The organism is Parvibaculum sp. (assembly GCF_046297875.1).
Taxonomy (GTDB): domain Bacteria; phylum Pseudomonadota; class Alphaproteobacteria; order Parvibaculales; family Parvibaculaceae; genus Parvibaculum.
The window spans coordinates 1,603,392-1,628,265 of the sequence record NZ_JBKBHD010000001.1; the positions used below are offsets into that span (position 1 = coordinate 1,603,392).

At 62.3% G+C, this 24,874-nt stretch carries 22 protein-coding genes and 1 tRNA gene; 9 read left to right on the forward strand and 14 right to left on the reverse strand.

Annotated elements, in window-relative coordinates; genetic code table 11:
• Positions 1 to 173 precede the first annotated feature (173 nt).
• The 4 genes from cpdR (at position 174) to ACK4FH_RS07795 (ending at position 5,186) form a co-directional block, all read left to right on the forward strand.
• Positions 174 to 536 carry a cell cycle two-component system response regulator CpdR gene (gene cpdR / locus ACK4FH_RS07780; protein WP_409812419.1) on the forward strand — a complete coding sequence of 121 codons (363 nt, stop codon included), beginning with the start codon at positions 174 to 176 and terminating at the stop codon, positions 534 to 536.
• 141 nt (positions 537 to 677) lie between these two features.
• Positions 678 to 752, forward strand: a tRNA-Val gene (locus tag ACK4FH_RS07785).
• Positions 753 to 969: 217 nt separating this feature from the next.
• A complete protein-coding gene (locus ACK4FH_RS07790; protein WP_409812421.1) occupies positions 970 to 2,100 on the forward strand; it encodes an efflux RND transporter periplasmic adaptor subunit in 1,131 nt (376 codons plus the stop codon).
• Positions 2,101 to 2,114: 14 nt separating this feature from the next.
• The gene (locus tag ACK4FH_RS07795) at positions 2,115 to 5,186 is read left to right on the forward strand and encodes an efflux RND transporter permease subunit (protein WP_409812423.1); all 3,072 of its coding nucleotides are present in this window, start codon (positions 2,115 to 2,117) and stop codon (positions 5,184 to 5,186) included.
• A gap of 3 nt (positions 5,187 to 5,189) precedes the next feature.
• Here ACK4FH_RS07795 and ACK4FH_RS07800 read toward each other — a convergent pair whose 3' ends face one another.
• The 5 genes from ACK4FH_RS07800 to ACK4FH_RS07820 form a co-directional block, all read right to left on the reverse strand.
• On the reverse strand, positions 5,190 to 6,383 hold the full coding sequence (locus tag ACK4FH_RS07800; protein ID WP_409812424.1) for a hypothetical protein: 1,194 nt from the start codon (positions 6,381 to 6,383) through the stop codon (positions 5,190 to 5,192).
• A 126-nt stretch (positions 6,384 to 6,509) separates the two neighbouring features.
• On the reverse strand, positions 6,510 to 7,331 hold the full coding sequence (locus tag ACK4FH_RS07805) for an outer membrane lipoprotein-sorting protein (protein WP_409812426.1): 822 nt from the start codon (positions 7,329 to 7,331) through the stop codon (positions 6,510 to 6,512).
• Between the two features lie 80 nt (positions 7,332 to 7,411).
• Positions 7,412 to 8,257 (reverse strand): TauD/TfdA dioxygenase family protein, encoded by an 846-nt coding sequence (locus ACK4FH_RS07810; protein WP_409812428.1) that lies wholly within the window; start codon positions 8,255 to 8,257, stop codon positions 7,412 to 7,414.
• Positions 8,258 to 8,277: 20 nt separating this feature from the next.
• Positions 8,278 to 8,886 carry a glutathione S-transferase family protein gene (locus tag ACK4FH_RS07815; protein WP_409812430.1) on the reverse strand — a complete coding sequence of 203 codons (609 nt, stop codon included), beginning with the start codon at positions 8,884 to 8,886 and terminating at the stop codon, positions 8,278 to 8,280.
• Between the two features lie 49 nt (positions 8,887 to 8,935).
• Positions 8,936 to 11,296, reverse strand: coding sequence for an efflux RND transporter permease subunit (locus ACK4FH_RS07820; protein WP_409812432.1), 2,361 nt, complete (start codon positions 11,294 to 11,296; stop codon positions 8,936 to 8,938).
• Positions 11,297 to 11,432: 136 nt separating this feature from the next.
• Here ACK4FH_RS07820 and ACK4FH_RS07825 point away from each other — a divergent pair, with 136 nt between their 5' ends.
• Entirely contained in the window at positions 11,433 to 12,821 is a 1,389-nt protein-coding gene (locus ACK4FH_RS07825) for a DUF1329 domain-containing protein (protein ID WP_409812434.1), read from the forward strand.
• An 82-nt stretch (positions 12,822 to 12,903) separates the two neighbouring features.
• Here the strand turns inward: ACK4FH_RS07825 and ACK4FH_RS07830 are convergent, their stop codons facing one another.
• The 4 genes from ACK4FH_RS07830 to ACK4FH_RS07845 form a co-directional block, all read right to left on the reverse strand.
• Positions 12,904 to 13,590 (reverse strand): VOC family protein, encoded by a 687-nt coding sequence (locus ACK4FH_RS07830; RefSeq protein ID WP_409812436.1) that lies wholly within the window; start codon positions 13,588 to 13,590, stop codon positions 12,904 to 12,906.
• Positions 13,591 to 13,607: 17 nt separating this feature from the next.
• Positions 13,608 to 14,750 carry a thiolase C-terminal domain-containing protein gene (locus ACK4FH_RS07835; RefSeq protein ID WP_409812438.1) on the reverse strand — a complete coding sequence of 381 codons (1,143 nt, stop codon included), beginning with the start codon at positions 14,748 to 14,750 and terminating at the stop codon, positions 13,608 to 13,610.
• A gap of 4 nt (positions 14,751 to 14,754) precedes the next feature.
• Positions 14,755 to 15,168, reverse strand: coding sequence for a Zn-ribbon domain-containing OB-fold protein (locus ACK4FH_RS07840; protein WP_409812440.1), 414 nt, complete (start codon positions 15,166 to 15,168; stop codon positions 14,755 to 14,757).
• A 130-nt stretch (positions 15,169 to 15,298) separates the two neighbouring features.
• Entirely contained in the window at positions 15,299 to 15,820 is a 522-nt protein-coding gene (locus ACK4FH_RS07845) for a hypothetical protein (protein WP_409812441.1), read from the reverse strand.
• 198 nt (positions 15,821 to 16,018) lie between these two features.
• Here ACK4FH_RS07845 and ACK4FH_RS07850 point away from each other — a divergent pair, with 198 nt between their 5' ends.
• Positions 16,019 to 16,366, forward strand: coding sequence for a hypothetical protein (locus tag ACK4FH_RS07850; protein WP_409812442.1), 348 nt, complete (start codon positions 16,019 to 16,021; stop codon positions 16,364 to 16,366).
• A gap of 9 nt (positions 16,367 to 16,375) precedes the next feature.
• Here the strand turns inward: ACK4FH_RS07850 and ACK4FH_RS07855 are convergent, their stop codons facing one another.
• The gene (locus tag ACK4FH_RS07855) at positions 16,376 to 17,047 is read right to left on the reverse strand and encodes a nitroreductase (RefSeq protein ID WP_409812444.1); all 672 of its coding nucleotides are present in this window, start codon (positions 17,045 to 17,047) and stop codon (positions 16,376 to 16,378) included.
• A gap of 114 nt (positions 17,048 to 17,161) precedes the next feature.
• Between ACK4FH_RS07855 and ACK4FH_RS07860 the strand changes: the two genes are divergently transcribed.
• Together ACK4FH_RS07860 and ACK4FH_RS07865 are read left to right on the forward strand one after the other, a co-directional pair.
• Positions 17,162 to 18,283: a glutathione S-transferase family protein gene (locus tag ACK4FH_RS07860; protein ID WP_409812446.1), complete on the forward strand. Its 1,122-nt coding sequence runs from the start codon at positions 17,162 to 17,164 to the stop codon at positions 18,281 to 18,283.
• Positions 18,280 to 20,034 (forward strand): arylsulfatase, encoded by a 1,755-nt coding sequence (locus ACK4FH_RS07865; RefSeq protein WP_409812448.1) that lies wholly within the window; start codon positions 18,280 to 18,282, stop codon positions 20,032 to 20,034. The genes ACK4FH_RS07860 and ACK4FH_RS07865 overlap by 4 nt, the downstream gene beginning before the upstream one ends.
• Here ACK4FH_RS07865 and ACK4FH_RS07870 read toward each other — a convergent pair.
• Complete coding sequence (locus ACK4FH_RS07870) at positions 20,029 to 21,264, reverse strand: acyl-CoA dehydrogenase family protein (protein ID WP_409812449.1); 1,236 nt, start codon at positions 21,262 to 21,264, stop codon at positions 20,029 to 20,031. The genes ACK4FH_RS07865 and ACK4FH_RS07870 overlap by 6 nt on opposite strands.
• Positions 21,265 to 21,478: 214 nt before the next feature.
• Here ACK4FH_RS07870 and ACK4FH_RS07875 point away from each other — a divergent pair, with 214 nt between their 5' ends.
• Positions 21,479 to 22,834 carry an MFS transporter gene (locus ACK4FH_RS07875; RefSeq protein WP_409812451.1) on the forward strand — a complete coding sequence of 452 codons (1,356 nt, stop codon included), beginning with the start codon at positions 21,479 to 21,481 and terminating at the stop codon, positions 22,832 to 22,834.
• Here the strand turns inward: ACK4FH_RS07875 and ACK4FH_RS07880 are convergent.
• The 3 genes from ACK4FH_RS07880 to ACK4FH_RS07890 are packed head-to-tail and all read right to left on the reverse strand — an operon-like array spanning position 22,831 to position 24,835.
• Positions 22,831 to 23,619, reverse strand: a complete 789-nt coding sequence (locus ACK4FH_RS07880; RefSeq protein WP_409812453.1) for a CPBP family intramembrane glutamic endopeptidase — start codon at positions 23,617 to 23,619, stop codon at positions 22,831 to 22,833. The two genes, ACK4FH_RS07875 and ACK4FH_RS07880, sit on opposite strands and share 4 nt — an antisense overlap.
• A gap of 23 nt (positions 23,620 to 23,642) precedes the next feature.
• Positions 23,643 to 23,843: a hypothetical protein gene (locus ACK4FH_RS07885; RefSeq protein WP_409812454.1), complete on the reverse strand. Its 201-nt coding sequence runs from the start codon at positions 23,841 to 23,843 to the stop codon at positions 23,643 to 23,645.
• A complete protein-coding gene (locus tag ACK4FH_RS07890) occupies positions 23,840 to 24,835 on the reverse strand; it encodes an alpha/beta fold hydrolase (protein ID WP_409812456.1) in 996 nt (331 codons plus the stop codon). Before ACK4FH_RS07890 ends, ACK4FH_RS07885 begins: the two co-directional genes overlap by 4 nt.
• Positions 24,836 to 24,874: the final 39 nt, after the last annotated feature.

The window sequence follows — 24,874 nt, forward strand, 5'->3', positions numbered from 1 at the left end:
GGCTGCGCCGCCGCATGCGACCGCGCCTTCAGGGAATCCCCCGGCGAGAATTCGCCGGTTCACATCCTGTTTACCGATGCCGCCCTATTGTGCCGCCACGGGCCCGAACTCGCGAATCAACGCAATTTGGGCCCAATATGGCGGGCATCTGGAATTTCGGGCGGGCGGCACCAATGGCACGTATTCTCCTGGCGGAAGATGATGAATCCATGCGCCGTTTTCTGGCGAAGGCGCTGGAGAATGCGGGGCATGACGTGGTGTCATTCGGACAGGGCGACGAAGCCCATCGCTGCCTGAAAAACGATGTTTTCGACATCCTGCTCACCGATATCGTGATGCCGGAGATGGACGGTATCGAGCTCGCCCGGCTTGCGGCGGAACTCGACCCGACGCTGAAAATCATGTTCATCACGGGCTTTGCCGCCGTTGCGCTCAATCCCGACGTGCCGACGCCGCGGGAATCGAAAGTGCTCTCCAAGCCCTTCCATCTGCGCGATCTCGTGGCCGAGGTGGACCGGCTGATGGCGGCCGCCTGAACCCTGTCTGCAGGCCAGGCTTCGCCTTTGATTCAGGCTTGGTTTCCGGCTTGTCTTTGGGGATTATCCCCGATATAGGAACGGCCTCCGGGACCGATTTCCCGGCGGGCACCCTTGGCGCTGCCCGCTCCCAATGGCAATGGGCGTGTAGCTCAGCGGGAGAGCACTTCGTTGACATCGAAGGGGTCACAGGTTCAATCCCTGTCACGCCCACCATTGCCAGACCCTTCCGCCCCGGCCTCCCCGCAGCCTGTCCTTTGACGGCGTTATGCCGAAAAGCATGGCAAATGCTGGCAAATTGCCATTTTAGCGCTGCGTCAAATGGCCTATTCCAGATAGCCCCATTTGCCTGTGCCTTGGCTTAGCGCCCGGCCAGGCCCGATACACATCCGGGTTGGCCGCGTCTCGGGCAACCCCGACAGAGCAGTGCCCCATGCCATTGAACCTGCAGTCGTTCAAGGAAATGCCGCCCCGCAAGATCGCGATGGTTGTGGCGATCCTGTTCCTCGCCTTTATCGTCGCCGTCTTCCTCTACCGGCTCTACGGGCGCATTGCGGGTCATGGCGGGTATGGCTGGCCGACGCCTGTGGTCGAAGTCGTGGAAGCGCAGACCGAGACGGTCGAGACCATCGTCACCGCGCTCGGCACGCTGCAGGCGGATCAGGCGATCACGCTGACGCCGGAGATCACCGGAATCGTTACCAGCATCGAATTCGAAGACGGACAGCGCATCGAGAAAGACGACGTTGTCATCCGCATCGACGATCGCGACCTCAATGCGCGCCTCATTCAGGCGGAAGCCCGGCTGACGCTGACGCGCGCGAATTATCAGCGCGCCGAGCGGCTGCTCAATCAGGGCTCCGGCACGGCGCGCGCGCGCGACGAGGCGCTCAACGATTTCAAATCGGCGGAAGCGGAAGTCGCAACGACAAAGACCGCGCTCGACAAGGCGACGATCACGGCGCCCTTCTCGGGCATCATCGGTCTCAGGCAGGTCAGCATCGGTCAGTATCTGATCGCCGGACAACCTATTGCGACGCTGGCCGATGTCGACAATCTCAGGATCGATTTCCAGGTGTCGGAAGTCTTCCTGACCCAGATCCGGCAGGGACAGGATGTCAGCGTCACTTTCGATGCGCTGCCGGGCGAGACCTATCGCGGCGTCATCAGCGCGGTCGATCCTGTGGTCAGCATCGACGGGCGCTCGCTCAGCGTTCGCGCGCTGATCCGCAATGAGGAAAACGAATTGCGGCCGGGCCTCTTTGGACGGGTGGAGATCGTCACCGCGTCGCGCGATTCAATCCTCCTGCCCGAAAGCGCCATCGTTGCCTCGCCTCGGGGCGGCAGCGCCATATTCGAAGTGGTGGACGGCACGGCAAAGATGACACCTGTGCGCATCGGTGAACGCCGCCCGGGCGAGGTCGAGATCCTCGAAGGCGTCACGGCAGGCGACGTCGTCATCATTGCAGGCCAGCTTCGCGTGCAGGATGGCAGCCAGGTTGAAATCGTCGAGCCTGCATGGGGCATTGCGCCTGCCGGTGCAAACGAAGCCACCGCGGAATAGGCGGGAGAACGGACATGCATATATCCGAACTCTTCATCCGCCGGCCGGTCTTCGCGACGGTGGTCAGCCTGATCCTGATGCTGATCGGCATTGTGTCCTATGACCGGCTTTCGGTGCGCGAGTACCCGGAAATCGACGAGCCTGTGGTGACCGTCACCACGGTCTATCGCGGCGCGAGTGCCGCCGTGGTCGAGCGCGAGGTGACGCAGCCACTTGAAGACTCGATGGCCGGCATCGAGGGCATCGAGGTGCTTTCGTCGACGAGCCGCGCCGAGGAAAGCCAGGTCACGGCGCGTTTCACGCTCGAAACGAACCCAGATGTGGCGGCGAGCGACGTGCGCGACCGTGTGGGCCGCGCGCGCGGGCTGCTGCCAACCGAGATCGAAGAGCCGATCATCGCCAAGGTCGAGGCCGATGCTCAGCCGATCATGTACATCGCCTTCAAGAGCGATCGCATGTCGTCGCTGGAGATTACGGATTATCTGGACCGGATCGTGACCGACCGGTTGCAAAACCAGCCCGGCGTTGCGCAGGTCGGGATTTTCGGCGGCCGCGAATATTCGATGCGCGTCTGGATCGACCGCGAACGTCTCGCCGCCTACAACCTCACGGTGCAGGATGTGGAGAATGCCATCCGCACCCAGAATGCCGAAATCCCTTCGGGCCGTATCGAAAGTCTCGACCGGGAGTTCACCGTCGTTTCGAAGACGGCGCTGCAAACGCCGGAGGAATTCGGCAATATCGTCGTCAAGGAAAGCGGCGGCTTTCAGGTTCGCCTCCGGGAAGTCGCACGGGTGGAAGTTGGCGCTGCCGACGAGCGGCGCTCGGCGACCTATAACGGCGAGACGTCGATTTCGCTCGGTATCGTAAAGCAGGCAACGGCCAATCCGCTGGACGTCGCCGCCAATGTGCGCCGGACGCTGGACGAACTCGCGCCGACACTGCCAGCCGGTATGGGCTCCTTCGTCGGTTACGACACGTCCATCTTCATCGCCGAATCCATCAAGTCAGTCTATGAAACGATTCTCGAAGCGGTGGTGCTTGTCGTTCTGGTGATTTTCGTCTTTCTCAGGACGGTGCGGGCGTCGTTCATTCCCGTGGTGACGATCCCGATTTCGCTCATCACGACATTCGGCATCATGCTGATGCTCGGTTTCAGCATCAATACGTTGTCGCTTCTTGCGATGGTGCTCGCCATCGGCCTCGTGGTCGACGATGCGATCGTGATGCTTGAGAACATCTACCGGCATATCGAGGAAGGAAAGACGCCATTCCAGGCCGCGATCGACGGATCGCGCGAAATCACGTTTGCCGTCATCGCCATGACGCTGACGCTGGTCGCCGTTTATGCGCCGGTGAGCTTCGCCGAGGGCCGCACAGGCAAGCTTTTCCTCGAGTTCGCGCTGACGCTCGCAGGCGCGGTGCTCGTCTCGGGCTTTGTTGCGCTGACGCTGACGCCGATGCTTTGCTCGAAGCTGCTGCGCCGGGAAGTGAACGAAACGCGCGTGCAGCGCTGGCTGCGCGAGCGGCTGGAGTCGCTTGACGAAGCCTACAAGAAATCGGTGCGCACGGCGCTGTCGCGGCAAGGGGCCGTCGTCGGCGCGGCCTTCGCGGTGGCACTGTCCTGCGTCGGGCTCTTCTCACTGCTGCAGCAGGAGCTGGCGCCGCTCGAAGATCGCGGTACGCTGCTTGTGGTCGGGCAAGCGCCGCAGGGATCGACGCTCGATTTCTCGCGTCGATATTCGAAGCAGATCGAATCCATCTATACCGATATTCCCGAAGTGGCGGGCTATCTCGTCGTCTCCGGCTTTCCGCAGATTACCGATCTCGTTTCCTTCTCGCGGCTGATCCCCTGGGGGGACCGCAGCCGGTCGCAGCAGGAAATCGTTCAGATGCTGCAGCCGAAGCTCAATCGCATTCCGGGCATCATGGCCTTTGCGGTGAACCCGCCGTCGCTCGGTCAGAGCGGAAGGTCGCAGCCAATCGAATATGTCATTCAGGCGTCGGGCACCTATGAAGAACTCGACGGCTATGTACAGGCGATGCTGAACGAGATCAGGGCCAATCCGGGCTTCACCAACCCGGATACCAACCTGAAACTGCAAAAGCCGCAGCTCGATATTTCCGTGAACCGCGAAAAGGTTGTCGATGCGGGCATCGACGTGGCAACGGTGGGGCGCACGCTCGAAACGCTGCTCGGTGGCCGCCGCATCACGCGCTATGAGCAAGGCGGCAAGCAGTATGACGTGATCGTGCAGGTTGCAGAGGAAGAGCGGCGGACGCCTACCGATATCAGCAATATCTATGTGCGCGGCGGCAAGGGCGAGATGGTGCAGCTCTCTAACCTCATCACGGTGGACGAAACAGTGGCGCCGAATTCGCTCAACCGTTTCAACCAACTCCGCGCCGCAACGATTTCGGCAGGGCTTGCGCCGGGCTATTCGACGGGCGAGGCGCTCGCATTCCTCGACGCGACGGCCGCGCGCATCCTGCCGCCGGTGGCGCAGACGGATGTCGACGGGCAGTTGCGCGAATTCGTGAAGTCTTCCGGCACGATCATGGTGACTTTCGTGCTGGCGCTGATCTTCATCTATCTCGTGCTATCGGCCCAGTTCGAAAGTTTCATCGATCCGCTCGTCATTCTGATCAGCGTGCCGCTCTCGATTGCGGGTGCGCTGCTGCTGCTGTTCCTCACAGACACGACGCTCAACATCTATAGTCAAGTGGGATTGATTACGCTGGTCGGCCTCATCAGCAAGCACGGCATCCTGATCGTCGAGTTCTCGAATCAGCTTCGGGCAAAGGGATTGTCCGTCTATGACGCGGTGATTGAGGCGGCGAGCCTTCGCCTGCGGCCGATTCTGATGACGACGGGCGCCATGGCGCTGGGTGCGGTGCCGCTAGCGCTTGCTTCCGGTGCGGGCGCGGAAAGCCGACGTTCCATCGGCTATGTGATTGTGGGCGGCATTACCTTCGGTACGCTGCTGACGCTGTTCGTCGTGCCGACGGTCTATCTTCTCATCGCTAGCTGGCGCGAGAAGCGCAATGCCGCGAAAGCCGCCGCGTCTCCCGCGCCTGCCGAATAGGCCTCAGAAGAAGCGCGCGATCCTGATCTGCAGGTAGTCGTCGTCCGAGACGCTGTAGACCGGATCGCGCTGCGGCACGTTCGAGAAGAAATGCCCTTCAAGCGAAAGGCGGAAATTATCCGCGATGCGGCGCTCCCCCTGCAGGCGGAAGCCGAGGGCGCCGGTTTCCGTGTCGACCGTGGTGCCTGCCAGAAAGTTCGTCGACGCCGCATCGTTCGCCGCCCAGCGCAGCGCGAAGAAAGCGTCATTCTGGTAGGGATTGCGCTGGTTCATGCCGCGTGTGTCGTAGGCATATTCGATGACCGTGCCGAGGTCGCTATCGGTGCCGAAGACGCCATAGAATGAATATTCGATGCCGCCGGTGACGGCGCCGTAGTTTTCGCCGAGTTCGCGGCGGCCGAAGCCTTCGAGCTTGTAGAGCCAGGGCCCGATGGTTGCCTGCAGGTCGAGCGAGGCCTGTTTCATCTGCGGATAGAGAGGTGCGAGAACGAGATTGCCGCCGCTGTCGAAGGCGGGGTTCAGCACGGGATCGCGCGCTGTTCCCTGGAAGTATGAAAGACCGAGGTCGAAATCGCCGAATGTGTTTGAGTAGCGTCCGGCGAAATCGGGGTGCCAGTCTTCGGCGCTGCTTTCATAGGCCGTCAGGTCGCGATCAACGGGAATGTCGGTCGCCGGGCGGCCATCGCGGCCAGGGAAGTTGCGCTCGCGGAACCAGGGCAGCAGGAAGGCTTCGAAAGTACCGAAGGATTGTATGGTGCGCAGCCGGATCATGGGCTGGCCGAGCTTCACTTCCTGCTTGATCGGGTCTTCGACGAGATCGACCTGATTGATGACGTCGACGAGATGGACGGCTTCGGTCACGCCCCAGAAGACCTTGTCGAAGCCAGCGCGCAATTCCCAGTCGCTGCCATACCAGGCGACGCGCGCCTCGCGGATGTCCCAATGACTGCGCTCGCTGTCGCGCTGGTCGAGGCGGGCGAAAGGCGTGAATACGAATGAGCGGTCGTTGCTTTCGGGGAGATATTGCACGGTGATCTCGCCCGCGACAGAAAGAGTCGTGTCCTTCTGGCGGGGGCTCGATGCGTTTTGTGTGAAGACGCGGACCTCGGGCTCGATATATCCGCGCAGCGTTATGTTGTCTGCCAAGACGGGGAGGGCGGACAGGGCGACGGCCGCCGCGCCGAGCGCGAGCGTCATTCCTTTCCTTGCTGAATTACGGCACCCCACGCGCAAAACCCCGAATGCAACCCAAGCAACAAACCAGTTGTCTTGCCTTAACCGTCCGCAAACGGAAGGACGTGAACCCTTAACAGATCCTCCCTGCTAGCGAGCCCGCTCGAGCGCGGCGGGCGTGAAATCGCTTTCCTTCAATCCGGTGCGGAACTCGTATTTCTGCCAGACGAGTTTCGTCTGCTTGCGGCTTTCGTGATTGACCATGTCGAGGTCGCGCGGCCGCCAGTAGCTGTCGAGATACTGGTCGTATTCGCCGGCCGTCAGCGTTTTCAGCAGCGACGACTTTCGGTCGTAATAGTCGATCTTGCGCAGCAGATAGTGCTCCGTGTCGATCCAGACGGTCTGGCGCGTATAGCCCGAGCCTTCATAGGCGGGTGTGCGGTCGATGACATGGCATGTGCGCTCGCCGCAGGGCTCGTCGCGGAGCCAGAGATAAGTGAACTTGCCGACTTCCTGCGGCGCGAGATCCTCGAAGGCGAATTCGCTGCCGACGAAGGGGCCGGACTGATTGGCGGAGGAAATGCGGCGCACGCGCTTCACGGCGGGCAGATAGAGCCACTGGTCGTCCGGCTTCGCGACATAGGCATGGGTGAGAAGGGCGGTGCCCGCTACATCGAGCGGGCGATCGAAGACGATCAGGCTCCAGTCGCCTTCGCCCGCGCCACCGCGCTCCATCATGGAGAGACGCAGCTCGCGCTCGCTGGTGGCGCCAGCGGCATTGGTGAGGATCATTTTCATCTCGGCTGTGGCATCGCCCCAGCCGCGGTCGCGCCGGTCCATCTCCTCGGCGATGGCGAGGCCGCGGGCTGCTGGGTCGCTTTCAGGCGGCAGCGAGACCTCCGCGAAAGCAGCGGTGCAGGCGAGCCATGCTGCCGCGGCAGCCCCGAGCAATCTTGCGGATGATCCGGTCACGTTTCCCCTCCCCGTTCCGATTCAACGCGGCGATGATGCCCGGAGCGGGGGATCGTTCCAAGGAAAAAGCTGCGTTTCGCTCAGAAGGGCCGGTCGCCGTTAACCGTAACGCGCTCCATATGGCGGCGATGGCCATGATAGTCGTTGAGCGCGAAATGCTGGGCGGCGCGATTGTCCCAGAAGGCGATGGCGTTTTTCGTCCAGCGGAAGCGGCAGGTATAGGGCTCCTGCGTGCAGTGCTCGAAGAGGAAATTCAGGAGCGGGCGGCTTTCGCGCCTCGTCATGCCGACGAATTTTTCGGTGAAGGCGGGGTTCACGTAAAGCGCCTTGCGACCCGTTTCCGGATGGGTGCGAACGACCGGATGTTCGAAAGACGGCGTGTCGTCGCCCGCCGTCGAGACTTCCATGCCCTTGCGCTTCTGGGCGGAGGCGCCGCGCTCGCTATATTCACCCTTCGCGGTGTGAACGGCTTTCAGCCCTTCCAGCATCTTTTTCATGCCGGAAGAAAGCGTTTCCCAGGCGAGATACTGGTTTGCCCAGAGCGTGTCGCCGCCATAGGGCGGGATTTCCTTCGCATAGAGGATGGAGCCGAGCGCGGGCTCTTCCAGAAACGACATGTCGGAATGCCAGCCGCCGCCGAAATTGATGCGGTCCTCCGGCTCCTTGATGATCTGCATGATTTCCGGGTGGCCATCCATGCCCTTCACATAGGGATGAATGTTCAGCGTGCCGAAGCGGCGGCCAAAGGCCTTGTGCTGTTCATGCGTCAGATGCTGGTCGCGGAAGAAGATGACGATATGGTCGAGGAAGGCCTGATGGATGTCGTCGAAGGTTTCATTGGAGAGATCCTTCGACAGATCCACGCCCTCGATCTCGGCGCCGAGCGCGCCGGAAATCGGCTTCACGGAAATGGTCTTGTATCCCATGTCAGGCCTCCCTCGCCCGATCAGGCGGTTGCCTTCTGGAATGCCGGGCGGCTGCCGAGACGCCCGAAATAGGCATTCACATTCTTCAGGTCGTCGCTCAACAGGCCGAAGAGCTTGCAGAGCAAGAGGTCGTAGCCGAGCATGATATCGGCGGCGGTGAATTCGGAGCCGCAGATATAATCCTTGCCCGCCAGCTCCTTTTCGAGAATGCCAAGCATCTTCTGCGTGCTTTCGACGGATTCGGCGGCGACCTGCGGAATGCGCTTGTCTTCGGGCCGGATGAAGGAATGCTGCGCGATATTGCCGATCGGCACCATCATCGTCGCTTCGGCGAAGTGGAACCAGTGCAGATACTTGCCGCGGCCTGCGCTGCCGGGCTTCGGCTCCAGCTTGCTGTTGCCGTGTTTTTCCAGAAGATACTGGAGAATGGCGCCGGACTCGTTCAGCACGAGGCCGTCATCGTCGATGGAGGGTACCTTGCCGAGCGGATGCACCGCCAGATATTCGGCCGACTGGAGATCGGTGGGCGAGAAGTTCAGCACTTTCGCTTCATAGGGGATGCCGAGCTCTTCGCAGAGCCAGACGACGCGCACCGAGCGCGTGTTCTTCGCGTGATAGACCTTGAGCATGATGTCTCCCTTTATACGCCTCTTTTGGGCGTTTTCGATTTTGCTCCTTTCACTGTAGCGGAGACGGACGACGCCCGCGAGAGGGCGCGCGGGGAAAAAGCCGGTCGAGTGTTGCCGCGAAGGCCGGCAGGAAGAAGATTGCAGCGACCATATTCGCAAGGAACATGAAGGCGAGGAGAATGCCCATATCGGCTTGCAGCTTGAGGCCCGAAAAGGCCCAGGTGGAGACGCCGACCGAAAGCGTGAGGCCTGTGAAGATCACAGCGACGCCGATCTGTTTCAGGGCGAGCGGATAGGCCTCCGCCATCGGTTTGCCCTCATCGATATAGGATTGCAGGCGGCTATAGATATAGAAGGCGTAGTCGACGCCGATGCCGGTTGCGAGCACGAGAACAGGCAGCGTCGACACCTTGAGGCCGATATTGAGCGCAGTCATCAGCCAGTAACCGAGGAAGGTCGCCATGAGGAGCGGCATGCAGCAGCAGATGATGGCGCGCCAGTCGCGATAGGCGAGGAAGACAAGCACCACGATCACGGCATAGACCCAGGCGAGCATGGGGAGTTCGCTCGCCTCGATCACATCATTCGTCGCCGCCATCACGCCGACGCCGCCCATGGCGAGGCGGAAATTCACGTCGGTGCGTGAAAGTGCCTCGCGGTCGGTGGAGCGGAACTCCTCGACTGCGGCGATGATGCGCTCGATCGTGTCCGCCTTGTGGTCGTCCAGATAGATGATGACGGGCAGGATGGTGCAGGCTTCGTTCAACAATCCGCTCGACGGCTCATAGATCGAGGTGGTCTGGATGAGGTCGGTTTCGGTGCGCGGCAGCGCCACCCAACGCAGGTTGCCCTCGCGCCAGATCGCCGCCGTCTCGCGGGCGGAAAGGGCGAGCGACTGCACCGAGTTCACGCCCTGTACGTTGTGCATCGCCCAGGAAAAACGCTCGATGAGGCGCATGGTCCTGTAGTCGATGCAGGCATCCGCCGGTGTTTCGGTAACGACGATCAGGGCGTCCGCCGAAATGGAGAAGCGGCTGACGATGTCGGCAATGTCGCGGTTGTAGCGCGAGGAGGGCCAAAGCTCCGAAAAGCCTTCGGTCAGATCGCCGATATGGCGATGGCGGGTTTCGAGGATCGCGGCGGCGAGGAGGCCTGCGAAGATGACGAGAGTGAATGCGGCCGGTGCGGGATGTGCGACGCGGCCGAGAACGCTCATCACCTTCTCGCGCGAGCGGCGCAGGCGGGCGAATGTTTCGGCGTAATTCCTGTCTGCCGGCAGATAGGAGGCGACGAGCGGCAGCATGATGAGGTTTGTCACGATCTTCAGCGCGACGCCGAGCCCCGCCATGATGGCGAGATCCTGAATGACCTCGATCGGAATGAGATAGAGCGTGCCGAAGCCGACAAGATCCGTGATGAGTGCAAGCGAGCCCGGCACGAGCAGGCGGCGGAATGTGGCGCGGGCTGCCTCGTCTGCGCTTTTGCCTTCGCTCAATTCGCTGCCGATCAGATTTATCTGCTGCACGCCGTGGCTGACGCCGATGGCGTAGACGAGGAAAGGTACGAGTACGGCGAGCGGGTCGAGCCCGCGGCCCATCAGATAGAGCAGGCCGAACTGCCAGACGAGGGAAACCAGCGAGCAGAAGACAGCGAGAAATGTAAGCTGTATCGAACGAGAATAGATGAATACCGACAGCGTGGTCAGCACGAAGGCCAGGATGAAAAAGATCATCACGTCGCCTGCGCCATCGGCAATATCGCCGATGAACTTGGCAAAACCGACGATCTGGATTTCGATGGTCTCGTCCTCGAATTGCTGGCGGATCTGCGTTTCGAGTTTCGAGGCAAGGTCGAGATAGTCGAGCTCCTCGCGCGTCAGCGGGTCGACTTCTTGCAGTTCCGCCATGACAAGCGCGGCGCGGTGATCGTTCGAGACGAGAAAGCCCTCATGCTTGCCGTTCAGCGCGCGGTCGCGGATCGTCTCGACATCGGTATCCGCGATCGTCGTCACGGTGACGCCTTCGGGGATCACGGGATAGGCGTTGATGCCCTCTTCGGTGTTTTCGGTGACGCGTGTCGTCGTCGACCAGAGCGAGCGGACCGTTGTGCGGCGCACGCCGGGCAGGAAGGTCACTTCCTCCGTGACGGCCTGCAGGTGGCGCATGAACTCCGCATTCCAGATCGTGCCTTTGCGGGCCTTTACGGCGACGAGAATGAGATTTGCGCCGGGAACCTCGTTTTCATATTCGAGGAAGGTCTGGACATATTCATGGCCTGTGGGCACCTGCTTCAGGAAGCCCGCTTCCATTCGCAGCTGAACCGCGTAGTAGCCCATGGCGAGTGTGAATATCGCAAGCGCCAGCAAGATGAGCGCCCGCGTCTTGAAGACGACGAACTCGACCGCGTTCACAGATTCTCCCCCTCATATCCCCCGGCTTCACATTCTGACGATTTCGTCCCGGCGTGGAATGGTGCTTTTGGGTAGCCGCCGCGCAGGAATTGGGTCAGGATTAGTAAAACCGCGTTACAAAATTGGGGGGAGGAGCATGAGTTTGTCAAAGCGTATCTGTGTGTCTGCAAGCGTATTGATGTTGTTTGCGGGGGCGGCATCGGCAGGCGTACCCGTGGCGCAGGCTGATCGTCTCGTCCGGGATCTGACACCGATGGGGGCGGAGCGGGCCGGAAACGCGGATGGCTCGATCCCGGCCTGGGAGGGCGGTCTTGCCGGTGTTCCCAAGAATGTGTCCTGGATGCCGGGGACCGGCCACTACAAGAATCCCTTTGCGGAAGATCAGGTTCTCGTCACGATCTCCAACGAGAATGCGGGCACGCATGAGGCGTTTCTGACGCCCGGCCAGCGCGCGATGCTCGCGACATATCCGAACTACAAGCTCAATGTCTATCCGTCGCGCCGCAGCTGCGCCCTGCCGGAAGCGGTCTATGAAGCGGTGATGAAGAATGCGGTCACAGGCTCGCTCGGCGGCAATGGCGACACATTGTCCGGTGTGCTGCGCGGCATTCCATTCCCGATCCCGTCGAGTGCGAATGAGATCGTCTGGAACCACAATCTGCGCTATCGCGGCTACAAGGTGTCGCGCACGTTCGTTTCGGCAGCTCCAACGCGCGAAGGCAATTTCACGCCGATCAAGGTGCAGGACGATCTGGTTTTCGATTATTCCTCGCCGGGCATCGCCTCGATCAACGAACTCAACAACACCTCGTTCCGCTATCTGCAGGAGACGATTTCTCCAGCGCGGCGCGCAGGCCAGCTTCTGCTCGTCCATGAGACGTTCGATCCTGCGATCGGCGAGCGGCGCTCCTGGCAATACACGACGGGGCGCACGGATTCGTCACCGCGTGTGCAGCGCACCAGCGCCATCAACTATGACACACCGCAAATCTACTCGGATGCGATGTCGACGGCGGACAGTTTCGACGTGTTCTCCGGCCCGCTCGACCGCTTCGACTGGACGGTGGCTGGGCGCGGCGAGCGCTATATCGCCTATAATTCCTATGAGCTGAGTTCGCCGGCGCACAAGTACGCCGACATCATCAAGCCCGGCCACATCAATCAGGATCTCGTGCGCTACGAGAAGCACCGGGTCTGGATCGTCGAGGCGACGCTGAAGCCGACGCAGCGCCATGTCTATAGCCGCCGCACCGCCTATTTCGACGAGGACGGCTACAACATGGTGGCGGGCGAGCTTTACGACGCGCGGGGCGGGCTCTGGCGCGTGCAGGAAGCGCATCTCATGCAGTATTACGATGTGCCGGCCTGCTTCAACGCGTCGGATGTCGTCTACGATCTCGTGGAGGGGCGCTATGTCGTGCAGAACCTCAAGAACGAGGAAAGCGGCATCAATTTCAATGCCTCGCACCTGAACGACATGATGTTCGTGCCGGAGGAGCTGCGCCGCCGCATCACGCGGCGGTGAACTCAATCCAGCGCGCCGACAAGAGAGGCGCGCCCGGGAAAACTAGTCCAGCGCGCCGACAAGCGAGGTGCGCCCGGGAAAACTAGTCCAGCGCGCCGACAAGCGAGGCGCGCTGGGACAGTTCGATCCAGTTGCCGTCGGGGTCGCGCACAAAGGAAATGCGCGCGACCTTGCCGAGCGTCTGCGGGGCGCGGCCTTCCGCGCCGCCGCGGGCGAGGATTGCGGCATGTTCTGCATCCGCATTGCGGATCTGGATGGTGATGTAGCGCCAGCCCGGCCCCTCGAAAGCGGCATCGGCAACGGCGTCCCTCGCTTCTTCGAGCAGGATCACGCTGTCTCCGCAGAGAAAGCTCAGACCGCCCTGTTCCGGCACGTCGGGCAGGCCGAGCGCGACGGCATAGAAGCGGCGATGCGCATTCACGTCGCGCACACCGAGGCGGATGCCGATGCGCTCTATGCCATGCGTGCCGGGCGGCACAAGCGTCACCTTGTTGCCGTCGGGATCGGTGAGGCGTTTGGGCGCGCGCAAACCCTCGCGCGCGATCAGCAATTCGCGGTAGCCGGAAGGTGCGGCGATCGGCAGTTCGTTGCGCGAATGATTGATCTTCAGCACCGAGCCCAGAAGGTCGTGGCGGTGCTGCTGCACGCCGCCACCGAGCGGCAGCATGTGATCGAAGGGAAGCCCCACTTCGTTCTGCCAGAAATCGAGCATGGGCTCGAGATTGGTGGTGAAGAGGCCGGTATCGATGCGCGGCTTTGCGAGATCCATGCCGGCCTCTCCTGATTTCAGGGTGCTTCGTTGGAGAAGACGATGGTGCCCGAGGCGGCGAACATGCCGCCGACACCATGCGCGATGGAAATTTTCGCGCCCGGCACCTGGGCAGGCGCAATGCCCCTCATCTGGCGCACGCTTTCCTGCAGCGCATACATGCCGTACATGCCGGAATGCATGTAGGAGAGGCCGCCGCCATTGGTGTTGAGCGGCAGCTTGCCGCCCGGCCGCGTGTTGCCCTCGCGGATGAAGGCCGCACCTTCGCCGCGCTCGCAGAAGCCGAGATCTTCGAGCCCATAGACCGGCAGATGCGCGAAAGCGTCATAGATCATCAGATGGTCGACATCGGCATGCTTGATGCCTGCCTCGTCGAAAGCCTTCCTGCCGGAGACGCGGAAGGCCTTGGAGGTGGTGAAGTCCTCCATCTGCGAGATCATCGGCGTTTCGCAGCTTTCGCCCGTGCCGAGGATATAGACGGGCTTTTGCGGGAAATCCCTTGCGCGCTCCGCGCTTGTGAGAATGAGCGCGCCGCCGCCGTCCGTCACGAGGCAGCACATGAGGAGCCGGAAGGGCCAGGCGATCATCTTCGAGTTCAGCACGTCGTCGACAGTGACCGGATCGCGGAAGGAGGCGCGCGGGTTCATCGCCGCCCATTCGCGCTGGACAACGGGGACATGGGCAAGGTCAGTCTCCGTCACGCCATATGTCTTCATGTAACGCAGCGCGGGGATCGTGAACATGGAGGGCGGATTGGTGATGCCAAAAGGCACCTCGAACTGGCCCTGCTGGCTTGCCGGGTCGCGGGCGAAGCGGCGCGCGCCGACGCGGGAGCGGCCCGATTCCGCATGGGTGATGAGAACCGTGTTGCAAAGCCCTTCATTGATCGCGGCCGCCGCATGGCGGACATGCAGCATGAAGGAGCAACCGCCGACGCTGGTGCCGTCGACCCATGTCGGCGTGATGCCGAGATAATGCGCGACTTCCACCGGGCTGTCGCCGGCGGTGGCGATGCCGTCGATGTCCTTCGCGGTCAGCCCCGCATCCCTCATCGCATTCAGCGCCGCATCGGCATGGAGCATGAGCTGCGATGTGTTGGGGATCTTGCCCATTTCCGTCGTTTCGGCGGCGCCGACGACGGCCACAGTTTTCTGCTTCATCGTCCTAACCTTTCGCCGGGCGGAATTTGGGGAGGCTGATCTCGTCGCTCGCCTTCTCGAAGGTGACTTCGAGTGGCATGTCGAGGACGAGAGCTTCCGGCGTCTGCGAGCAGTCGACGATGTTCGTCATCATGCGGGGGCCTTCGGCCAGCGCGACGACCGCGATCGAGTGCGGCGCCTCGCCGAAATCGGGGCGAGGGCGGTGATTGATGATGTAGGAGTAGAGCGTGGCCTTGCCGCTCGCCTTGTAGATTTCCACATCGCGCGAGCTGCAGGCGGGGCAGAAGGGGCGCGGGGGAAAGTAGCTTTCCTTGCAGGATTTGCAGCGCTGCAGCCTCAGTTCGCCGTCCCGGCAACCATCCCAGAAATGTTGTGTTTCGGGCGTCGGTGCGGGCAGCGGGCGATTGTATTCCGCCATGATCTTGCTCCCTGACATTTTGTCGTTTTCGTTGGCGGGGAGGATAACGGCGGCGGCGGCTTTGGCAAGAAGCTGGAACCGGCCCGGAACGGGAGGGATATCGCCGCGTCCGGGCCGGGCCGGTTTTTGGTTAGCGGCTGTCGCGCTTTGCCTGGGCGACGCTGGCCGCCTTGCGCTGGCGGCCTGTTTCCATGGGACGGACCAGCTTTTCCTGTTTCGGGTTCGCCACCTTGCGCATGCCTCGGCGGCTGTGACGGCTGTTGAAACCGGCATCGTCCTTGCCGCTCGCCTTTTTCAGGGCCAGCGCGCGCTGCGCATTTTCGATCAGCGCGCTGCTTGCGGCCATCCGGCGGCGGCGCTCGGTTTCCTTGTTGAGACGGCGCATGGCCATCGCCAGAACGGCCAGTTTGATTTTCGATCCGTCATCGGCCGCGGAAGGCGCGGCACCCCTCGGGGCGGCCTTGCCGCGCATTTCGCGGCGGCGCTGGTTCGCCCGGTCCCTGGCCTTGTCGCGGCGCTCGCGCAGCAGCTTCACCAGCCCGGCCAGATCCTTGTCCGACAGGTCCTGCAAAGCCGGATGATGGGATTTCTCCACCAGTTCCTGCTCGTCCTTGTCCAGGGCCCGTGCTTCTTGTTGCCGGGAAATCGCCATTGAAATCAATCCTTTTGCTGGGGAAAGCGGGTTTCAGTCCTGCCAGCCTAACCAATCGGGGAGCGGTATGTTCCCCTAATCGGCGCCGCCACACGCATAATGGCCGGGAATTAACACCTGCCGCGGGTATTTGCCCGGCATTGATCCCGTGGCGCGCGGTCACTATGTTTCAAAATGAAACAATTGATCGGACCAGGAATGATCGCGCACATTCTACTTTTTGGAAGCCTCGTGGCGGGCTTCGCCTTGCCGGCGGCGGCGGGCGAGGTGCGCTGGATCGATCCGTGGAGCCCCGAGGTCGAGCACGGCGCGCTTGCGGGCGGGCCGGAGGGCGTCGATCCCTTTGCAGGCGAGCGCGAGGCACCGAAGCGGGCGGAAGTCGCCTCCGTCGCGACGGCAGGCTTCGAGGGCGGTGTCGGCAACCGGCAGGGCTTCATCGCCATTCATAATGGCTTTTATGTGAAGCCTTCGCTTCCCGCCGGTCAGGCCGCCATGACAGGCGCCCGCGCCGCGCCTGTGCATCCGCGCGGCGGTGTGCGGTTCTGAGCTTTCGTCTCACTCAAATCCGTGAAACGTCGCGAAGTTTTCCACCGGCTCGCGCTCGGCGATGAGCGTGTTCACGAGCGCGGTTTCGTCGGCATAGCCGAGCGACATGCCGCAGATGATGTATTCATCGTCCGGCACATTCAGCACGCGGCGCGTGACGCTCCAGAAATTGTTCCAGGCGCCCTGCGAACAGGTGTCGAGGCCGCGCGCCTTTGCCGCCAGCATGATCGACTGCATGAACATGCCGATGTCGAGAAAGCTCATCGCATCGAGATCCTTGTCGATGGTGAAGATGAGACCGACAGGCGCGTCGAAGAACTGGTAGTTGCGGCCCCATTGGCGCCAGTTGGCGGCCTGGTCGCCTTTCGGAATGCCGAGCAGGCCGTACATCTCCTTGCCGAGTATGCGCATGCGCGTGGTGTAGGGCTCCTTGCGCTTCGAAGTGCGCGGGAATTCGGCGATCTTGTCGGCCGGGTCCGTCTCGCGGTGGGCGAGGACTTCCTCTTCCAGACGGCGGCGCACTTCGCCCGCTGCCACATGCACCTTCCAGGGCTGGATATTGGTGCCCGACGGCGACCAGCGCGCGATCTCAAGTATTTCCTTCACGAGTTCGAGCGGCACGGGATCGGGCTTGAAGGCGCGCACGGATTTCCGCGCTTTCAGCGCTTCGTCGAGTAGCATGAGAGGCTCCGCAGATGAGAAAATGGCGATGGCGGATTGTTAGCAGGCCGGGCGCTGCGGGCAAGGCGTTTCGGGAGGTCTTGATTATTGCACTCGACGTGCCATATTCCGGCGATGCTGGATCAAACCGCCCTGTCTTCCGACGGCATGATGACCGTCCACGGCCTTACGCTTTCCTATTTCACGGGGAAGCTTGAGGCCTATTTGCGCGTGAAGGGCGTGGCTTATCGTTTTGCCGAGATGGACACCGCCGCCTTCCGCCGCGCGGGCCGGGCAACGGGCGTTCTGCAGATGCCGCAGATCGAAATGGCGGACGGGACATGGCTCACCGATACGACGGCGATCATGGCGGATTTCGAGCGCCGATTTCCGTCGCCTTCGCTCTCGCCTACCGACCCGCTGACGCGATTTGCGAGCCTGCTCCTCGAAGACTATGGCGATGAATGGCTCTGGCGCCCGGCGCTCCACTATCGCTGGTCCTTCGATGAAGACATGACGCTGATGAGCGCGCAGATTGCGCGAACCATGCTCCGCGATGTGAAGCTGCCTTTCTGGATCAGGCGGCAGATGATCCTCAGGCGGCAGCGCCGCGTCTATCTCGCTCAGGACGGCGTGAGGCAGGAAACGATCCCGCAGATCGAGGCGCTTTATCTCGCTACGCTCGATGCGATGGAGGCTGTGCTGGCAACACGGCCTTTCCTCATGGGCGAGCGGCCGGTGGAAGCCGATTTCGGATTTTTCGGTTCGATGTTCCGGCATTTCTCGTCCGATCCAACGCCCGCCGCGATCATGAGGGCACGGGCGCCGCATGTGATGTTGTGGGTGGCGCGGCTCTGGGCCACGCGACCGGAGGACATCGCGCGGGCGCCGCTTCCCGGCCATGTGCCCGATGACCTTGCGCCTTTCTTCGCGCGGATCGCGGGCGAGTATATTCCCTATCTCGCCGCAAACGAGGCGGCGCTTGCGCTAGGCGAGGCCGTCGTTTCCTATCGTCAGGATGGTGTTGGCTGGCGGTTTCCGGCAAGCCCCTACCGGGCACATTGCCTGGCCGCGCTGAGGCGGCATTTCGGTGCGCTAGAAGCCGAAGCGAAGGCGCAGGCCGCGGCGCTGCTCGGCAGCGGCGCGGATGTGCTCGCAGATGAAAATTCATATGCGGTGCCGCCACTTTCCGGCAGCGCAAACGGCAAGCCGCTCGATCGTCACTGGAGCGGTACGGCATTGGAGGACAAGACATGAAATTTCTTACCGCAGCCGTCACGGCCACATGCCTTGTCGCGGCAGCGCCCGTCATGGCGCAGGAAGCGCGGCCCAATATCGTCGTGATCCTTGCCGACGATGTGGGCTTCAGCGATCTCGGCGCCTATGGCAGCGAGATTTCGACGCCGAATATCGACGCGCTGGCGGCGCGCGGTGCGCTCTTCTCGAATTTCCATGCCTCGCCGGTCTGTGCGCCGTCGCGCGCGATGCTGCTCACCGGCATGACGAGCCATCTCGCGGGCGTCGGCAATCTGCCCGAAACGCTGCCACCGCAACACCAGGGGGCGCCTGGCTATCTCGGCCGCCTCGCCGACGATGTGGTGACGGTCGCGGCGTTGCTGCAAAAGGCCGGCTATCGAACGGCGGTGACAGGCAAGTGGCATCTCGGCCATACGCCTTCCGCGCTGCCGCCTTCGCATGGCTTCGACCGCTCCTTCGTGCTCGATGCGTCGGGTGCCGACAATTGGGAGCAGCGGTCCTATCTGCCGATCTATTCCGACGCGCCCTGGTTCGAGGATGGTGAGGCGGCGAGCCTGCCTGAGGATTTCTATTCCTCGCAATTCATCGTCGACAAGGCGATCGACTATATCGAGGAAGGCGAGGGCGCGAGCACGCCCTTCTTTGCCTATCTCGCCTTTCAGGCGGTTCATATTCCGGTGCAGGCGCCGCGCGAGTTCGTCGAGAAATACGAAGGCGTCTATGCGGAGGGCTGGGAGGTGCTGCGCCGCGCGCGTTTCGAAAACGTCGTGGCGCGCGGGCTCATGCCCGAAAGCATGGAACTCGGGCCGATGCCGGACGGGCTTCGCGCCTGGGAGGCGCTGAGCGATCGGGAGCGCGCGCTGTTTGCAAAGAGCATGGCGGTGAATGCGGGCATGCTCGAAGCGATGGACCATCACATCGGGCGATTCATCGAGCATCTGAAGAAGCGCGGCGATTTCGAGAACACGGTTTTCTTCGTGCTCTCCGACAACGGGCCGGAGCCCAACGCGCCGACGGATATTCCCGGCTTTGCGCAATGGCTCTGGTGGGAAGGCTATAGCCGCGATCTCGACACGCTGGGTGAGAAGGGAACCTATGCTTTCATCGGGCCGGAATTTGCGAGCGCGGCGGCCTCGCCCGGCGCCTTCTTCAAGCTTTATGCGGGCGAAGGCGGCATTCGCGCCCCCTTCATCGTTGCGGGTGCGGGCATCCCGGCAGCGGGCCATGTCGGCGATTTCAGTTTCATCACCGATATTGCGCCGACCATTCTCGATCTTGCGAATGTGGAACAGGTGACAGAATTCGACGGCCGCGCGGTGAAGCCGATGACGGGCCGCTCGCTCATGCCGCTCCTTGCCGGCGTCACGCCGCATTACGGACCGGAGGATTCCGTCGGGCTCGAAGCGGCCGGCAATGCGGCGCTCTTCCGCGGCAACTACAAGCTCGTGCGCAACATGCCGCCCTATGGCGACGGCGCGTGGTATCTCTACGACATTGCGATCGACCCCGGCGAGGCACGCAATCTTGCGGCGGAGCGGCCCGCGCTTTTCGCCAAAATGCGCGCCGAATATGACCGCTTTGCGAGCGATGCAGGCGTGCTGGAGATTCCCGAAGGCTATGAGCAGATGGCGCAGCTTTCGAAGAAGTGGATGGAGGAGAACGGCTGGTACATCGCTGCCGTCCTCCTCGCGCTGCTCTATCTCCTCGCCGCTGCGGGCTTCGGCGTGAAGAGGCTTATCCGCCGGTCATAATCCGAGCACGGCCTTTGCCATGATGTTGCGCTGGATCTCGTTCGTGCCGGCATAGATCGAGCCCGCACGGTCGTTCAGATATTTCGACGTGACAGGCCAGGCATAGTCGGGTCCGGCAGGCGTTTCGTTCGGCGAGACTTCAGGTGCGCCCGGCACGGGACCGCCCGGTGCCGTCGCATGCGGCTGGAAGGGCACGGCATAGTAGGCGACGGCTTCCAGTGCGATTTCGGTGAGGCGCTGGCTCAGCTCCGTGCCGCGCGTCTTCAGGAGCGAGCTTTCAGCGCCCGGCGCCTCGCCGTTCGACAGCGCCGACATGATGCGATGCTCGGTATATTCGAGCGCCATGATCTCGCTTGCGGCATCGGCGATCTTCCGCGCAAATGACGCATCCGAAATGAGCTTCGCGCCACCATCGCCGGTTTCCTGCGAGGCCATGCGGCGGATACGATCGAGCCGCACCTGCAACCCCGGCGCATAGGCGTGGCCGCCGCGTTCGAACTGCATCAGATATTTCGCCACCGTCCAGCCTTCGCCTACCTTGCCGACGACATTCCTCTTCGGCACGCGCACATCGGTGAAGAAGATCTGGTTCTGGATATGCTCGCCCGAGAGCATCACCAGCGGCTCCACCTTCAGACCCGGCGTGTCCATGTCGATCAGGATGAAGGTAATGCCGCGCTGGGGAATGTCCTCTTTCGAGGTGCGGACGAGATTGAAGATGCGGTTGGCGTAGTTTGCATGCGTCGTCCAGATTTTCTGGCCGTTGCAAATGAAGTCGTCGCCATCCTCGCGCGCGCTCATCTGGAGGCTTGCAAGGTCGGAACCCGAGCCCGGCTCCGAATAGCCCTGGCACCAGAAATCCTCGCCATTGAGTATACGCGGCAGGTAAAACGCCTTCTGCTCGGGCGAGCCATAGCCGATCAGCACGGGTCCGCACATGCCAAGCCCCATGGGCGAAAGGGGCGGGGCGCCGGCGGCCGCAAGCTCGCTCGAGAAGATGTAATGCTGGATGACGCTCCAGTCGCAACCGCCATATTCGACCGGCCAGGCAGGGGCGACCCAGCCCTTCGCATAGAGTTCCTTGTGCCAGGCCATGGTGGTTTCGTAGTCGGCATAGACGCTCGTCATGCGCTTGCCGACGGCGCGCAGCTCCGGCGTCAGCTTCTCGTCGAGGAAGCTGCGCACCTCATCGCGGAAAGCGGCGTCCTTCGGACCAAAGGCGAGTTCCATGATTTCCTCCCGTTCGAATGTCGTTTCCGGGAGTAGGCATCCCGTCCGCGCCGGGTGTCAAACGGGGGCCAGATTCGCCTGTCCGTCGCTGGGGCAGGGTGAGAGCGGGCGAACGGCAATTTGCGAAAGCGCGGGCTGGAAAGCCAATCCGGTTTGACGTAAAGGAAGGGCCATCCCCGAGGCAGGGGCCAGCGCAGACCGGAAAGCCAGTTCCATGTCGGCAGATGACGAAAAGACGGCGGAGACGACCGCCGCGCAGCCCGAGCCCGGGCAGAAGCCGGTTTCCCTGTCCGAGGCCAATCGCAAGACGACGCCGAAAGAGCGCCAGCGCGCCTTCTTCATCCTCTTCGTCTGCCTGCTTTCGGTCGGCATGGGGCAGACGCTCGTCTTCGCCGTGCTGCCGCCCATCGCCGTCGATCTCGGCATGACCGAATTCGAGACGACGATGATCTTCTCGCTCTCGGCGGCCTTGTGGATTCTCACCAGTACCTTCTGGGGGCGGCGCAGCGACGTGATGGGCCGGAAGCCCGTGATCCTGATCGGCGTCTTCGGATTTGGCATTTCAACGTCGCTTGTCGGCGTGGTGCTGCTTGCGGGCTATCTCCACTGGATTTCGATGGCGCTCATGTTCCCGCTCGTCATGGGCGCGCGGGCGATCTTCGGCATTTTCGGTTCGGGCTCCATGCCCGCCTCGCAAGCCTATGTGGCCGACCGTACCACGCGGGCGGAGCGCGCGGGCAGCATTGCGCAGATCGGCGCCGCTTTCGGCCTTGGCACGGTGGTGGGGCCGGGCGTTGCCGCAGCGTTTGCGGAAATTCACATTCTCGCGCCCTTCTTCGCTGTCGGCGCGCTGGCGCTGCTGAGCGGCATTGCGATCTGGATTCTGCTCCCCGAGCGCACGGCGCCTGTGAAACTTCTCAGCGAAAAGCAGCAAAAGCGCGCGGCGCTCAAATGGACGGCGCCCAATGTGCTGCCCTGGCTCACCATCGGCGTGATCCTGAGCCTCAGCCAGTCGATCATGATGCAGCTTTTTGCCTTCTATCTGATGGCGGAGCTTGCGCTTGGCGGTTCGGCGGCGACGCAGCTTGTCAGCGTCGGCATGATGGCTATGGCGATGTCGACACTGGTGGCGCAGCTTGGCCTTATCCAGCGGTTCGATCTCACCGTGCAGTTCCTGCTGCGCTGGGGCGCGGTTGCGACGCTTCTCTCCTTCGCGATGCTGGTGATCGGCGGTTCCTACGGGATGCTGGTCTCGGCGCTGGCGCTGGCGGGGCTCGGTTTTGGCTTCCTGCGCGCGGGGCTCTCGGCGGGAGCGTCGCTATCGGTGTCGCTCAAGGATCAGGGCGCTGTGGCGGGGCTTATCGGCTCCACGGCGGCGACGGGGCATATTCTCAATCCCGCCATCGGCATCCCGCTCTTCTGGATGCTGCATTCGGCACCCTTCATGCTCGGCATGGTGCTGATGGTCATCATCCTCTGTTTTGCGATTTTCCATCCAGTGTTGAAGAACCTTCGCAGCACCGATGCGAATATCGCCGATGACGAGGAAGAAGAAATCGGGCTGCACTAGGACGGATCGCGGCCGCGCGTCAGCGATGTGCCGTAGACGAGAAGGATAGCGCCGGCCGCCGCCGCCATGACCCAGATGAAATATGCCGGGTCGTAATGCGAGCCGAAATTCGGAAACATGAAGAAAGCGACATTGCTCATCGCGTGGAAGATCGCGGCGATGAAGACGCTGCGCCGGCCGTTCACATAGAACCAGACGGTGACGATCCGCAGCAGCATGGTGACGCCGCAATGCCACGCGACCCATGTAGCGCCACGCCCGGTCTGGAAGTAGGGAATGAGGTGCCAGAGCGTCCAGATGGCGCCGAGGAGGAGCGCGGCGGCAAGCGCGCTCCAGCGCATGGTCATGCGGTCGAAAGCGTAGCCCTGCCAGCCGAGTTCCTCGCCAAGCGCGGCGGCGAAGAACATCACGAAAAAGATGGGGAGCACGAGTATCGGGAGATGCGGTTCCGGAAGGGCGGCGCCCGTCAGCGTCATTGCGAGCCATGACAGGAAAAGGGCTGAGGGCATGAAGAGGGCGGCACCCGCGATCCAGCCCCAATGCGGGATGCGATCCCAGTCGAAGGACCGCTTGAGAAAGTCACGTGCGGCAGCGCCGCCATCATGCCGCCAGACGAGGTAGAGCGCGGCGATCGCGGGCGTGAGGGCCATGAGCGAGCTCACGGGAAGGTCGATCGGGATGTAATCCGAAAGACCGCTCGCTGCATGGCCGAGCAGCCAGAAGGGCGCAGAAAGGGCGAAGGTGAGTGCAAAGAAGGGAAGAAGTGCAGGATGCGATTTTCTCACCGGCAATATCCTTCCGTTGGATTCTAGCGCCCGGTCACATAGCCCATCAGGTTCACCACATGGACGATCATCAGGATTGCGACCATGAGGGAGAGAAAAATCAGCGGCGTTGTCGGCAACAGCCGGATGCGGCCGATTTCCGTCGGCCGCTTCTCGAGCCAGACAAGAAGCCCCGTGCAGGCGATGCTCGCCGCAAGAAGGACGAGCGTCAACTCGAGGCTCACCCGAGTGCGCCTTCCGCTTGCCACTGCGCCATCAGCGCGCCGACGGCGGCTGCGAAAGCCTGGGGCTGGTCGAGCATGATATGGTGCTGCGCGCCGGGCACCGTGAAGACAGGCTTTTCCGGCGTCAGCGCACGCAGGAAGGTGATGGTCTTCGGGTCGTAATCCTTGCTTTCGAGGCCGAACATCACCGCGCCCTTGCAGGCGAGGTTCTTGTAGATTTCGGCATGGTCGTTGCCCATGCGCAGCCCGTTGAAAATCGAGGCGTCGAACTTCCAGGTCCAGCCCGTTTCCTCGAAGGTGCGCTTGCCGCGCGCCTCGCCCTTCGTCACTTCGCGCAGGCTGAGCGGGCCGATGTAATCGAGAATGAAGCCATTGGCGCAGGGCTGCAGCGGCGCAAGGCGGAAGCGCGATACGGCTTCGTCGAAGTTCTTGTAGATTTTCGTCGGGCGCCGTTCGGGATCGTTCAGAAACCACTCATGCGCATTATCGGCCGGGCGCACAGTGAAGTCGCACAGGATGAGGCCGCCGAGCCTGTCGCCGTAATGCTTGCCGGCGATCAGGGAGACGAAGCCGCCGAAGGAATGGCCGACGACGACGGGCTTCGGCCCGAGGCCGGCCGCCAGCGCCACCTCGCCGATCTCGCGGGCGAAAGTCTCGCGCGAATAGCCGATCCGCCAGCCGCTGTCGCCCATGCCGCCGAGATCCATCGAAGCGACGTTGTATTGTTCGGTCAGCAGCGGCGCGATGAAATGGAACCAGTGTGCATGGGCGCCATTGCCATGCACGAAGAGAAGACCTGGCCGAGTTGCGTCGTCATTTCCCCAGCGCAGGTAGTGAATGTCGTTGCCGTCGACATCAAGCGTCCGGCTCTCGTAAGGCGCGGCGAGCGCCTGCCGGAACCAGAGTGGCCGGTGCATGATGATGTCTTCATCCGGGATCGTGACTGGGCCGGATTCAGGCTGCCGTTTTACAGTGCCGCAGGTCGTGTTCATTGCTCTTGCTACTCGGTAAGGGTTCGAAACTCGATATCA